A 13,547-nucleotide genomic window follows, 5' to 3' on the forward strand; every position below is an offset into this window, starting at 1 on the left:
AAAAATATGATATTCCTCTGATACCATCGGAAAATCATATGAATCAAGAGGTACCCATGGACCTGCGCCAATTGCGCTACTTCGTCAAAGTCATCGAGTGCGGCAACATTACCCGCGCCAGTGAAGCGCTGCATATTGCGCAACCGGCCATCAGCCAGCAGATGCGTAACCTGGAGCTGGATATGGGCATGCAGTTGCTGGAGCGCAGCGTGCATGGCGTGGTGCCCACGGCGGCCGGGCAGACCCTTTACCGGCACGCCATCGAGCTGCTGCGCCAAGCCGATGGCACCCGGGAAATGCTGCGCCAGGACGCCGACTTCCCCCAGGGCAAAGTCTCGGTCGGCATGCCCTCGAGTACCGCACGCATGCTGGCCATTCCCTTGGCGCGCGCGATTGGCCAGCGATATCCCGGCATCAAGCTGGAGTTGATTGACGCCCCCAGCGCCGAACTGGGGCGCCTGATCACCGTGGGGCGGGTGGCACTGGCGGTGAACGTTGATGTGGTCGAAACCCGAGGCATGGCGTTCCAGCGGCTGTTAACTGAAACGCTGTATTTGGTGGCCTGGCCGGAATTTGAATTGGCCGAAGACCCGGTGTCGATAGAGGCATTGGCAAAAATGCCGCTGGTGCTACCGTGTGCGCCGAATACCATCCGCAATCGGGTCGAGTTTGCCCTGCAGGAGGCCGGCCTCAAATGCGAGGTTGAGTTTGAAGCCAACTCCACCGACCTTTTGTTCTCAGCCGTCAAGGCGCAGTTGGGTGTCACGGTCCTGCCGTGGGCGGCGGCCCATGCCGAGCTGGGGCAACAGCGGCTCAAGCTGGCCAGGATCGATCATCGACTGTTCAAGCGCGATCTTTCACTGTGCTGGCATGACACGGTGGTCGAGAGCAATGCGGTACAGAAGGTCAAGGCAACCATCATTGAGCTGTTCGAGGCGTTCGGGCGCCAGCCGGGGTGGGCGGACGGGCAGTGACAAGAGGCTGGGGCTCGACGCGGGCCAATAAACGGTACCATTGCCGCGCCTGGCCCACTGATCGGTTCAAATGAAGGAACAGAAGACATGATCGAAACCCGCCTGCTGCGCCAGTTCATTGCCGTGGCTGAAGAGCTGCACTTTCATAAGGCGGCGATACGCCTGCACATGGCCCAACCGCCGCTGAGCCAGGCCATCAACCGCCTGGAGGGCAAGCTGGGGTTCAGTCTGTTTACCCGCAGCAAACGCGGGGTAAAACTGACCCCGGCCGGTGGCGTATTCCTGGATGCCGCTTACAGCACCCTCAACGAATTGGAGCGGGGTATCGAGCACGCGCGCCAGGTAACCGAGGGGATTGCGGGCAAACTGACGGTGACTGCGGTGTCGATCACCTACTACGCGTCACTGCTCAGTAGCCTGCGCCGGTTTCGCGAGACCATCCCCAAGGTGCAATTGGTCATCAAGGAGATGCCCTCCGCCAGCCAGGCCAAGGCCATTGTGTCGGGGGAAGCGGATATTGCTTTCATGCGCAAGTTGCCGATTGCGGCGCAAAACGTCGAGTCGCGCCTGTTGCTGAACGAACAGATCGTGATGGCATTGCCCGCCGACCACCCCAAGGCTGGCGCTGGCCAGATCGACTTGCGGGACTTCGCCGGGGAAGACTTCGTGTTCACCCCCCAGGCCCTGGGCAGCGGCTATCACAGCCAGTTGATCGCCCTGTGTGAAGCCGCCGGCTTTTACCCCAGGGTGGTGCAGGAAGCCGCGCAGCTCCATACCTTGATCGGCCTGGTGGCCTGTGGCTTCGGCGTTGCCCTGGTGCCGGAGTCGATTGCCAACTCGATCATGCGCGACAAGGTCGTGTTTCTCCGGATCGGCCCGGTCGGCGCCGCCCCCAATCCGGCCATCGGCCTGTACCTGAGCTGGAACACCGACAACCAATCACCGTTGCTCGACAGTTTTATCTCCCTGCTCGACTTCGGCGCCACCGCTGTGCCAGCGACCACCGATTAGTCGCGGCCAAAAGTATTGGGCAGAGACTTTATAGTATTTCCCATGGCGCGGTTGCCGCCGGCAGCGTGGTCATCTGCCTGGCTCCGGATAGCGTGACCTTGCACTTGCTGCGCCTGGCGCACCAGCATCTCCCCCAATCCATCGCCGGGGCGGCATTGATTGCATTGATGATGACTATCAAACCGAGCGCCCTGTTTAATTACCCACACTGATTCCTATAATCGCCTCCACATTCTCCCCCCGGCCTGGCTTCAGGCTGCATTTCCCCCGGATCTTCACCCATGCCAAGTGCCCACCAGGCCCCTCGCAGCCTTCCCGAACATAATCAACAGAGTGTCAAACAGCAGTGGCTGGCGATTCTCTCCGTGGCCGTAGGTGCCTTCGCCCTGGTAACCAGTGAGTTTCTGCCGGTGGGTGTGCTCAATGATGTCGCCAGTGACTTGGGTATCACTGCCGGTCACGCCGGGCTGATGGTGACCCTGCCCGGCATCATGGCCGCCCTCGCCGCGCCTTTGCTGTCGGTCAGCATTGGCACCATGGACCGTCGCTATTTATTGATCGGCCTGACGCTGATCATGATCATCGCCAACTCGGTGGTGGCTTTTGCCAGCGACTTTGGCCTGCTGCTGTTGGGCCGCGTACTGCTGGGCATCAGCATCGGCGGCTTCTGGGCGACCGCCATCGCTCTCAGCGGCCGGCTGGCGCCCAAGGGTGTGGGCGTCGCCCAGGCGACTTCGATCATCATGGTCGGCGTGACCCTCGCCACCGTGCTGGGCGTGCCCGTAGGCACCTGGCTTAGCGGCCTGATGGGCTGGCGCATGACCTTCCTGGTCACCGCGCTGATGGGCGTCCCGGTCCTCCTGGCGCAGATATTTCTGCTGCCGCGACTCAACCCGGAGAAAGCCATCCACATCCGCGACCTGCCCGCCTTGTTTATCAACCCCCAAGCGCGGGTCGGATTGATCGCAGTATTGCTGATCGGCCTGGCGCACTTTGCCGCGTACACCTATGTGGCGCCGTTCTTCAAGCACAGTGCCGGCTTCGACGGCCCGACGATTGGCTCGTTGCTGTTGCTCTTCGGCGTGGCTGGGGTCGCGGGTAATATTTTTGCCGGCTTTGCCGCCAACCGCAGCGTACGTCACACCCTGTTGCTGGTGGCGCTGATGATTGGCACCAGCACCGCCCTGTTCCCCCACTTCGCCACCGGCATGACCGGCGCAGCCATGTTGATTGGGCTCTGGGGTTTTGCCTTCGGCGCCTTCCCGGCCTGCGCCAGTATCTGGATGTTTGTCGTGGCGCCCAAGGATGTCGAACGCGGCATGCCGCTCTTCGTCGCCCTGTTCCAGGTGATTATTGCCCTGGGTTCATTCTTCGGTGGGCGGATCGTCGACCAGTTGGGCAGCTCGGTGCTCCTGAGCCTCGCCACGGTGCTGGTGGGCTTGGGTTTTGTGACCGTGCTGGTGCTGGGACGCAATGTCAGCAACAGCCTTGCGGCCCAGCCCTGCTGAGCAGTGAAACCTGGCTCTCCCCTCAGGCGGGGGAGCCTACTCGATTTTACGGGACAGCCTGACTTTGGCTTTGCCGATGGGAATCTCTTGCGCGCCCGCCCTTAATGCCAGGGAAACCCGGGTGTTTTGCGCGTCAACCTTCACCAGCAGGTCTATGTCTTTTTGTTTGCTCAGTTTCTGGAAAATATCAAAGATTTCTTTTTCATCGAATGCGTCAATCCAGACGCCATACCGGCTGTTGCCATTGCGCCAATAGAACCCGCAGAACGTTGGAATGGCCCGTTTTACATAGTGATTGTCGAGTAGGGCCTTTCCGAAAAGATTCTCCTGCTCGCCGTTGTAGGCGCTGAATCCGAAATCAAGCCATTCGCCTTGCTGCAGCACAACCACAGGCCTCCAGCTGTATTTCTCCCGGTAGGTGTCGTAGATGTTTGCCGGGGGATAGCCCTGCGTGGCTATTTTTTGCCGGATATCGGCACTGAAGGTCTTATAGGATGGATCATTGAGCATGCGGTCTGCATAGCCGTCTTTGAACATGTACTGGGCATTGCTGTAGGCGCTCTCCTTGGTAAGGTTTGTGGCCTGCGCCTGAAAGACCCCCACTTCCTTCTGGTTTCCCGCCCCGCTCATCCAGAGCACCACCCTGCCCTGTGGCGCCAACCCCACGATAAACGTGCTGTAGGTGTCTTTTTTATGGGTGTCCTGATCAATAAAGCCCTCATCCAGGAGGCTCTTTATCTTCTGTGGGTCCAAGTTCCATTGGCCGCTATAGAACGTTCTCTCCACCAGCGAGTACCACGTGAATTCCAGTTGATAGGGCACTGCCTTTTTTTCCAGCGCCGTGGTCATGGTTCCGCCAGGACTCCCCCAACCGGTGTTCTGCGTGCCCCAGATCGCATCAAAACCGTAGGTAAAGCCCTCAGCGACCAGGGCGCCACGGTAAACCTCCATGGGGTATTCCTGTGGTGCAGAGACAGTTCCCGTCCAGCTATAGGTTTCAGGCATGTCTTTACTCTTGCACGCCGCCATGGAAAAACAGAACACGACCGCAGCGATCACGGTTATCGGGCTTTTCAGTGTCACGCACTGCCACCTCATGATTGCCTCACAGGAACATCACCAGCCACTGCACCGGCCTCTCCCGGAATCAGCACCATGCTCTGGGGCGAAGACAATGTAATCCCCATGTCCTGCAGGCGCGCTAGCAGGATAAACAGCAAGTCGCTGCGGGTGCCGGACACCGAGCGCGGGCTGTTGACGTAGCCGCTGACCCCAATGATCAAGCCATCCCTGGCCAGGTCCTTGAACGTGACCGAAGGTGCGGGAGTGTCGAGAATCGCCTCGTGCTCGGTAAACGACTGCATCAGCAGTTCGCGAACCTTCAGCACATCGGTATCCAGCGGCAAGGTAAGGGTGATGCTCACCACACCGAGCGCGTTGCCCATGGTGACGTTGCGCACGTTTTGCGAGATGAACTGCGAGTTCGGCACAATCACCGTCGAGCGGTCGGACATCTGGATCTCGGTCGCCCTGACGTTGATCCGGCGAATATCGCCCTCCACGCCCCCCAGGCTGACCCAATCGCCGACCTTCACCGGCCGTTCGGTGAGCAGGATCAGCCCGGAGATGAAGTTCTGCACAATCGCCTGCAAACCGAAGCCGATGCCCACCGACAAGGCACTGACCACCCAGGTCAGGCTGGTCAGATTGATCCGCAGGGTGGACATCACCAGCAGGCTCAACAACACAAAACCGAGGTAACCCACCAGGGTCACCAGGGACGCGCGCATGCCGGCATCCATGTTGGTTTCCGGCAGCAACCGCTCACTCAGCCAGCGCTTCAAGGTGCGCACGGCGAACAAGCCGACGACAAACATCAGCAGCGCAATGAGGATGTCCTGGGGAACGATCTGCAGGTTGCCCAGGGTCTTGCTGGATTCGCCCAGTTGGCTGAAGCCCTGGAGCAACTCACTGGGGCTGGAGCCCGCAGGAAGGAAGGCCGCCATCACGGCGGTGAGCAGCAGCAAGGTACGGCCGACGCCCGCCAGCACCGTGCACGCCTGGGCCTGGTGCCGTGGCGACAGCCCCAGGGCGTTGGCCAGTGCCAGGCCGCTGGGCTGCCTGGGCGAAAGCAGGGTTTCACAGACGTCACCAAAAAAGGCGATCAACAGGTAGGCCGTGGCCGCCACGACGCTGACCCACAACAGTTTGACGGTAAGGAAGTAGGCCAGGGACAGATACCCGGTGAACAACGCGAGGACAATCACCGCCACCCACATCGACGCGACAAAGGGCAACATGCCGACGAGCCCGCCCGGGCGCTGCAGCTCCAGTTTTTTGCGCACGTGGCGCACGCGCAGTAGCGCGGCGATGAAGATCAGCGCGGTGGTCAGGGCGGTCAGGCCATTGAGCGCCACGGTCAGCGCCAGGCTGGCGCCCGTGACATTGTTGATCCGCTCCTCGGTCGCCACCAGCATCAGCGCCACCGCCAGAATCGCCGGGAAAGGCCCCAGGGCACTGGCGATTTCATCGGCAATGGCCGGCAACCGCCAGGACGGGCGTGGCAGCATCAGCAAGGCGCGTCCAAGGCCGGCAATAAACGCACAGAAGGTGGCCAGGGTGACCAAGTGATCGGAAAGCCGGCCCAGGTTTTCACTCAGGACCGCATTGCTTTCCAGCCCCCAGCGCATCAGCGAGACAGCCCCCATGATCGTCAGGATCGACGATAAGCCTACCGCCACCGCCAACGTGCTGCGCCGCAGGCGCCCCTCCGGCAGCCAACGGATCATCGCCCAGGTAAGCAGATGCTCGAGCAGGCGCCGGCCGAAACTCCAGATCAGTACCGCCACCAGCAGCGTGCTGAAGAACGCCCAGCGGTGCTCAGGGCTGATGGCGCTCTTGAGGGCAACGATGCCTTCGGCCTTGAGGTTGTCCAGGCGCTGCAGGTCTTCAGCGGTGGGGCGGATCAGGGTCGACCAGAATGTGGGACTGAAGGGCGAATCGGTACGGGAGGTGACCTGGGAATTGAACAGATTGCGCCGCAGGTTAACGATCTGCGCGGCGAGTTCGCGGCTCGTCTGGCTCAGTTGCTTGGCGTGCTGCTCATCCTCAAGCAGGCTGTTCTTTTTTCGGGTCAGGGCATCCCGCTGCTCGGTGAGGCTCTGCGCCTCTCCCGGCTGGGCCGCGCCCACTACCTTGAGTTGATCGTCAATGCGCTCCATCTCGGTGGCGCGCACCGTGAGCAATGCCCCGGCCAGTTGTTGCACCTGCAGTGCGCCCTGTCGAAATTCCGCCAGCTTTTCGTCACTGGTACTGATGGGGACACTCTGGCGAATCAGCTCAAGCTGCTGGCCAAGCTGCTTGAGGTTGGCGTCTTCGGGCAACAGCGCCAGGCTGTCGACGACCTCTACTGGCGCCGGCGTGGCGGCCGCATCTGCCCATCCCGGCAGGCTGATAGCCATAACCATGGCCAGCAAGGCCTGGCAGATGACGCCCCTATAAATTCGCCGCATCAATTCACCCTGTTCTGTCTTTTTTCCATTGGCATTATGGACCGCCACGGCAGAAAGGAAATTCCGCCCTGGCGGTAAAAGAGTAGATGCGGCGTTTTCCTCTCAGTCAACCAGTGTGGCCCTGGGCGCCAATGCCCACGGCGCCTGCAAGCGCTGCGGGGTCTGGCAGGTTTTGCGCTTGAACACGAAGTTGCGGCACTTCTCGGCAAACTGCTGGCGGTTTTCCACCATATCCAACCGCATCTGTGCCAGCTCGTTTTCGCGGCAGCGCTCAATCTGCGCAAGGTCCATGTTTGATTTGCGCGCACGATGCAGGGCGTATCTTTCATCGGTCAACGCGTCGCTGGCCTGTTGCAGCAGCCATAAGCCAAATGCCCGTGGGCAGCGTGGGCCGATGTCCTGGACCATTCCCCAGTTCCGGGCCTGGAGGGCGCTGATCGGCAGGCATTCTTCGACAAGCTTGTGGGCGACTTCACTGCCGACCGCCCGAGGCAGGCTGTAGGTCCAGTATTCGGAGCCATACAAGCCCATGGTCTTGTAATGCGGATTAAGGACCACACCCGCCCGGGCGAAGACGATGTCGGCCGCCAGCGCCAGCATCACGCCGCCGGCTCCGGCGCTGCCCGTCAGGCCACTGACCACCAGTTGCCGGGCCGTCAGCAGCTCGCGGCAGACATCGTCGATGGCCTGGATATTGGCCCAGGCTTCCAACCCCGGCACTTCGGCCGCCTGAATCACGTTGAGGTGCACCCCATTGGAAAAGCTCCCGCGCCCTCCCCTGACCAGCAGCACCTGGGTGTCCCGAGCCTTGGCCCAGCGCAACGCTGCGACCAGCCGCTGGCACTGTTCAGTGCTCATGGCACCGTTGTAGAACTCGAAGGTCAGCTCGCCCACATGACCGGTTTCTCGGTAACGAATCGGCTGATAGGCCATCTCGTCAAAGCCTTGGTTGGCGAGCGAGCCGTCCAGCACCGGCACATCAGCCAGTTGCCCGGCTAACACCTGACGGGCCGGTAACTTGAAGGTTTCCTCGCCGGGCAAGGCCTTGCGCTTGAGCGAGCCGAGCCACAGGCTGTGATCGCCGGCCGCAACCAATACCGCGTCGTCCCGTACCGCAAGGATCTCGCCCGGCGAGCCGCGGCGCGCATCCAGGTGCGCGTCATACAGGTAATACTGCCCGCCGGCGAGGCTGGCCAACACCCCGGGCTGGCCGTCAGCGGCGTCGATACTGCGCTTGATAAACCGTGCGCAATCGTACCAACTGAAGGTGCGGTCAGCCTGCTTCATATTCGGCTGCAAACGCCCAGCGACGTCGGGCTGCGTGTAATCGAGGGGCGTGGGCACGAACCCCCTGGCGAATTTCTCCACCACATCGCGGATGCAAGAGATCGCCGCGTCACTCACCAGGCCGTTGTACAACTCGGATTTGCGCACGTCGGCGGGCATGTCGAACTCGCAGGTCGACCAGATCGGACCGGCGTCCATTTCCTCCACCGCCTGCAAGGCCGTGACGCCCCAGCGCCTGACTTGCTGGGTGATGGCCCAGTCCAGCGCGCTGGCGCCACGGTCGCCGACGATGCCCGGATGAATGATCACCACCGGGCGCTCAGGATTGCTCCAGAGTTGTTGCGGTACGCGGTCCTTGAGAAACGGACAAATCACCAGGTCCGCCGCCGATGCCTCGATCTGCCGACATACCGAGGCTTCATCGGTGAACAGCACCACACTGGGCGTGTGCCCCAACTGGCGTAAGTCCAGCCAGGCCCGCTGGGTCAAACCGTTGAACGCCGATGACAACAACATGATCTTCAATGACTGCATGACTGACTCTTCCTTGAAAATGCATGGCCGCAGGCTCCTTGAGCCATCCTTGGCCTTTTATGGAAGTGCCAGAGTAGAGGGAGTAACAGGGGAGGCAGATGATCGAGGTCAATCTTGTGTCAGCACATCGGCTTGATTTGAGTGGCGTGCATGTTAGCCAATGCACCCAGCTTGACCCGCTCAGCAGCTACCCGCCTGATCTTGCTGATGTACTGGTTGCTTGGGCTGCAGGCGTAGTCTCCTGACACCTTGTGACGGCTTTCTAAACGTGGGAAATACAAAAGCCGGGAGACAATCTCCCGGCTTTTTATTGATAAAAATCTGATCTCGCGCCAGCCCTGCGGGACTACGCCGGCAACGATCAGCTGGATATCGCTTGCGGCAGATGCTCACCCGGATACCCGGCGTCACTCAGCACCGTGAGCAGCGTGTGCGCATCCAGAGTGCTGTCAATCACGACCACACGTGTGGGCGGATCAGTTTTGATCTGGGCCTGCGGGTCTACGCCCAGCAGTACCCGGGTAACGGACCTGGCGCAGCCGCCACAGGTCATGTTTGGTATGAAAAAACGCAGCATGTGGAACTCCTGAAGTTGCTCTGAAGAGTGAATGTGAGCCTTGCCAGCGCTTACAAATGCATCTGCATCGCGGCGCGATGCTGGGATGAGGCCGCCGTATCCCCCCCAAACCGGGGGGGATTCTGAGGAGCCCTGGGGCGCAGTTCCATCGCCACGGCGGCTGTGCGCTGCGCCAAACCGGCAATGATCGGGCAATCCGGACGATCGTTGCCATGGCATTGCTCGGCCAACTGCTCTAGGGTTTGCGCCATGGCCTGCAGGTCAGCAATCTTTGCCTTCAACCCGGCCACATGGGACAGGGCCATGGCCTTGACGTCGATACAGCCGCGATCAGGGTCGCCCCACAAAACCAGCAACTCGGAGATCTGCCTGACCGAAAAGCCAAGGTCACGCGCGCGGCGAATGAAACGCAGGTTTTGCACATCCTGTGTACCGTAGTTTCGATAGCCGGCATCAGACCGGCTGACCTTGGGCACCAAACCAATCTGTTCGTAGTAGCGAATCGACTTAGCCGAAACGCCGGAGAACTTGGCTGCTTGACCGATATTCATCATTCTCTCCTCCTGAGGGAACCTATCAACTACTCACCGCAAATTCGGGAACTCACCTGCACACGGCGCATGAGTACGCTTGGCCGTGTCCTTAAACAATCACGCTCGGATGAGGTTCACTGGCCATTACAGCCTCCTCAATCGTGTTCAAACCCAAGCCTGATATCAGTGCTCATTCGCTAGGCGTGGCTTGGCCAATGCCGCCCCACCCACTGGCGCCTCGGCGCTGCTCTCTACTGTCATCGGTGCTCGGAAGCGCTTGAGCCGCAGTGCGTTGCCAAGCACGAAGATACTGGAGAGCGCCATCGCCGCCGCGGCGAAGATCGGCGACAGCAGCGTGCCGTTCAGCGGGTACAGAACGCCCGCCGCAACCGGTATCAACAACGCGTTGTAGGCGAAGGCCCAGAACAGGTTCTGCTTGATGTTGCGGATCGTCGCCTGGCTGAGGGCGATGGCGTTCGGCACGCCGCGCAAGTCGCCCGACATCAGCACCACGTCAGCGGCTTCGATGGCCACATCGGTGCCGGTGCCGATGGCAAGCCCGACGTCTGCTTCGGCGAGTGCCGGTGCGTCGTTGATCCCGTCACCCACAAAGGCAACTCGCGCCCCCTTGCTGCGAAACTTTTTCAGCGCCGCGACCTTACCGTCGGGCAACACCTCGGCCGCCACCTCATCGATACCCAGTTGCCTGGCGATTGCCGCTGCCGTGGCCGCATTGTCACCGGTGATCATCGCCACCCTGAGCCCCAGCGCATGCAGGGCCCTGATCGCTTCGGGCGTGGTCTCCTTGATCGGATCGGCAACCGCGATCACCGCCGCCAGGCGGCCATCAATCGCCGCATAGAGCGGGCTTTTGCCTTGCTCGCCGAGACGCCGGGCAGTCGACTGGAAGCCCGTCACATCAAGGCCCAGTTGCGCCATGAACCGGTCGGCCCCCACAGAGACCGTGCGCGCGGCGACCTTCGCCGTCACGCCAAAGCCCGGTACGGCATCGAAGGCCTCAATCGGTGCAAGCGTGATGCCCTTGCTCTTTGCCGCGCTGACAATCGCTTCGGCAATCGGATGTTCGGAGCGTGTCTCCACCGCCGCGACAAGTGCCAATACTTCGTCGTAGTCAAAGCCCTCGGCGGGAACCAGGTCGGTCAACTCAGGCCGGCCCTTGGTCAGCGTGCCGGTCTTGTCGAGGGCGATAATCGACACATCGCGTAGCGCCTGCAATGCCTCGCCCTTGCGGAAAAGCACCCCGAGCTCGGCTGCGCGGCCCGTGCCGACCATGATCGAGGTCGGCGTGGCCAGCCCCATGGCACAGGGGCAGGCAATAATAAGCACCGCTACCGCGTTGACCAACGCGAACGTCAGCGCCGGCGTCGGGCCAAAAATCAGCCAGACCAGGAAGGTCACCGTGGCCGCAGCCATCACCGCCGGGACAAACCACATCGTGACCTTGTCCACCAGTGCCTGGATCGGCAGCTTGGAGCCCTGCGCCTCTTCCACCAGGCGAATAATCTGCGCGAGGACGGTGTTGGCCCCCACTTTGGTCACCCGGAAACTGAACGCACCGGTCTTGTTGATCGTGCCGCCAACGACTTCGGCGCCTACGCTTTTGGACACAGGTACCGGTTCGCCGCTGATCATGCTCTCGTCAACGTACGAGGTGCCTTCAATCACCTCGCCGTCGACCGGGACCTTCTCCCCCGGACGGACGAAGACAATGTCGCCGGCCGTCACCTGATCAAGGGCAACTTCCAACATTTGGCCATTGCGCTCCACGCGCGCGGTCTTCGCCTGAAGACCGGCCAGCCGCTTGATCGCCTGTGAGGTTCGCCCCTTGGCGCGCGCCTCCAACGTGCGGCCCAGCAGGATCAGGGTCACAATCACCGCTGCGGCTTCGAAATAGACGTTGGCGGTGCCCTGCGGCAGAACCTCGGGAATAAACGTCGCGACCAGCGAATAACCGTAAGCCGCCGCGGTGCCCACAGAGACTAGCGAGTTCATGTCTGGCGCCCCTCGCAGCAACGCCGGTACGCCTTTGCGGAAAAACCGCAGCCCTGGGCCGAACAACACGAGGGTGGCCAGCGCGAACTGTACATACCAGTTCGTCTGCTGCCCCATGACCCCCATCACCCAATGGTGCATGGCAGGGATAAGGTGCGAACCCATCTCAAGGATGAAGACCGGCAAAGTGAGGAGCGCTGCAATCAACATGGAGCGCTGCAACTCCCGAGCTTCGCTGTCGCGCCGCGCGGCATCCTGGTCGCCCTCGCTCGGCGACTCGGCGGACAAGCGGCGGGCCTTGTAGCCGGCCTGCTCCACTGCTGCTTCAAGGTCTGCCGTGGAGACTGCGCCGCCCAAGTGGCGCACCCGGGCACGCTCGGTGGCCAGGTTAACCGTGGCTTCGAGCACGCCGGGGATTTTAGCCAGGGCCTTTTCGACCCGGCCCACACATGACGCACAGGTCATGCCTTCTATCGCAAGATGAGTCGTCTCTTCACGCACGCTGTAGCCTGCGCTCTCGATGGCACGCACCGCCGCCTGGGGATCGGGCGCCCCGGTGAAGGTGATGCTGGCATGCTCGGTGGCAAGATTGACGGCGGCCGTGTGCACGCCAGGCACCGCTTTCAGCGCGCGCTCGACCCGACCGACGCAGGATGCGCACGTCATGCCCTCGACCGGCAGACTCAGGCGCACCTCCCGCGAACTGGATGGGTTGGACCCCTGCTGATGGGAAACCGTAGCCATTGCAATACCCCTTGAATGTTACTGATGAAGCAAGCCTGAAGCTTCCCATGATGGAAAGGTCAAGGCTTTTGCGTCATCTGTTTCGCCAGGTTGGCGTTTGGTGTGACAGCTGGACTGCGGAGGACGTTACCGCACGCAGATCGTAAGAGCCTGCGCGCGGACCTTGAGCGATACCGGCAACCGCTCTAGACCGGCCTCTGATGAGTTCGACTGCCATCAAAACCACTGAGCCTGAGGCTCTGAGTGCATGATATCTTCACCCCTCGAACGCTGGTTTTTCCAGTTCAGTCTCACCTCACCAAGGGCGACCCATGCCGGCGATTATTCGCGTTGCTGTACCGGAAGATGCGCAACGCCTGCCTGCCATCGAAATTTCCGCAGCTCAAGCCTTCCGCATGATTGATGGGTTGAGTTGGCTGGCTGAATCACCCCCGATGTCCGTTGAGCAACATCGCCAACGTATCGCGCTCTCGACCTGCTGGGTCGCCCTGGACGCCGAAAACCGGCCACAAGGCTTTCTCAGCGCTGCGCGCCACGGCAATGATTTACACATCTATGAGTTATCCGTGATGCACGCGGTGCAGGGACAAGGTTGGGGGCGGCGTCTGGTTGAGGCCGCAAAGAACTATGCCCGCGCCAACAGACTGAGTTTCGTAACGCTCACGACATTCACGAGCGTGCCATGGAACGCCCCCTTTTATGCCCGCCTGGGATTCCAGATCAAAGCCACCGCAGACCTGGATCAGAGGCTAGCGGCCGTAGTGAGCGATGAGTACCAGCACGGATTCGCGCCGGGCAGTCGGTGTGCCATGGCATGGCCAGTGGCTTAAGGCGTTTACGCGGTAAACGTCCCA

General features: G+C 61.2%; 10 protein-coding genes. 4 read left to right on the plus strand and 6 right to left on the minus strand.

The features are described 5' to 3' along the window. Positions 1-38: 38 nt before the first annotated feature. The 3 genes from PSH73_RS14265 to PSH73_RS14275 all read left to right on the plus strand — a co-directional run bounded on the left by PSH73_RS14265 (position 39) and on the right by PSH73_RS14275 (position 3,493). Positions 39-974, plus strand: a complete 936-nt coding sequence (locus PSH73_RS14265) for a LysR substrate-binding domain-containing protein (protein ID WP_305460773.1) — start codon at positions 39-41, stop codon at positions 972-974. Between the two features lie 87 nt (positions 975-1,061). Next, complete coding sequence (locus tag PSH73_RS14270) at positions 1,062-1,985, plus strand: LysR family transcriptional regulator (RefSeq protein WP_057959282.1); 924 nt, start codon at positions 1,062-1,064, stop codon at positions 1,983-1,985. Between the two features lie 281 nt (positions 1,986-2,266). Next, on the plus strand, positions 2,267-3,493 hold the full coding sequence (locus tag PSH73_RS14275; protein WP_057444027.1) for an MFS transporter: 1,227 nt from the start codon (positions 2,267-2,269) through the stop codon (positions 3,491-3,493). 36 nt (positions 3,494-3,529) lie between these two features. On the opposite strand, the gene PSH73_RS14280 is transcribed toward PSH73_RS14275, so the two are convergent. From PSH73_RS14280 to PSH73_RS14305, 6 genes are all read right to left on the minus strand, one after another. Then, positions 3,530-4,576 carry a DUF2931 family protein gene (locus PSH73_RS14280; RefSeq protein ID WP_305460775.1) on the minus strand — a complete coding sequence of 349 codons (1,047 nt, stop codon included), beginning with the start codon at positions 4,574-4,576 and terminating at the stop codon, positions 3,530-3,532. Between the two features lie 11 nt (positions 4,577-4,587). Beyond that, positions 4,588-6,960 carry a DUF3772 domain-containing protein gene (locus tag PSH73_RS14285; RefSeq protein WP_370694603.1) on the minus strand — a complete coding sequence of 791 codons (2,373 nt, stop codon included), beginning with the start codon at positions 6,958-6,960 and terminating at the stop codon, positions 4,588-4,590. Positions 6,961-7,107: 147 nt separating this feature from the next. Further along, positions 7,108-8,826, minus strand: a complete 1,719-nt coding sequence (locus PSH73_RS14290; RefSeq protein WP_305460777.1) for a hydrogenase maturation protein — start codon at positions 8,824-8,826, stop codon at positions 7,108-7,110. A gap of 361 nt (positions 8,827-9,187) precedes the next feature. Next, positions 9,188-9,403, minus strand: coding sequence for a heavy-metal-associated domain-containing protein (locus tag PSH73_RS14295; RefSeq protein WP_057959277.1), 216 nt, complete (start codon positions 9,401-9,403; stop codon positions 9,188-9,190). A gap of 50 nt (positions 9,404-9,453) precedes the next feature. Continuing rightward, positions 9,454-9,954 (minus strand): Cu(I)-responsive transcriptional regulator, encoded by a 501-nt coding sequence (cueR, locus tag PSH73_RS14300; protein ID WP_120734437.1) that lies wholly within the window; start codon positions 9,952-9,954, stop codon positions 9,454-9,456. Between the two features lie 165 nt (positions 9,955-10,119). After that, a complete protein-coding gene (locus tag PSH73_RS14305) occupies positions 10,120-12,693 on the minus strand; it encodes a heavy metal translocating P-type ATPase (RefSeq protein ID WP_305460779.1) in 2,574 nt (857 codons plus the stop codon). 311 nt (positions 12,694-13,004) lie between these two features. Between PSH73_RS14305 and PSH73_RS14310 the strand changes: the two genes are divergently transcribed. Continuing rightward, positions 13,005-13,523 (plus strand): GNAT family N-acetyltransferase, encoded by a 519-nt coding sequence (locus tag PSH73_RS14310; RefSeq protein ID WP_057959275.1) that lies wholly within the window; start codon positions 13,005-13,007, stop codon positions 13,521-13,523. The last annotated feature ends 24 nt before the right edge of the window (positions 13,524-13,547 follow it).

The organism is Pseudomonas sp. FP2294 (assembly GCF_030687625.1).
Lineage (GTDB): Bacteria > Pseudomonadota > Gammaproteobacteria > Pseudomonadales > Pseudomonadaceae > Aquipseudomonas > Aquipseudomonas shahriarae.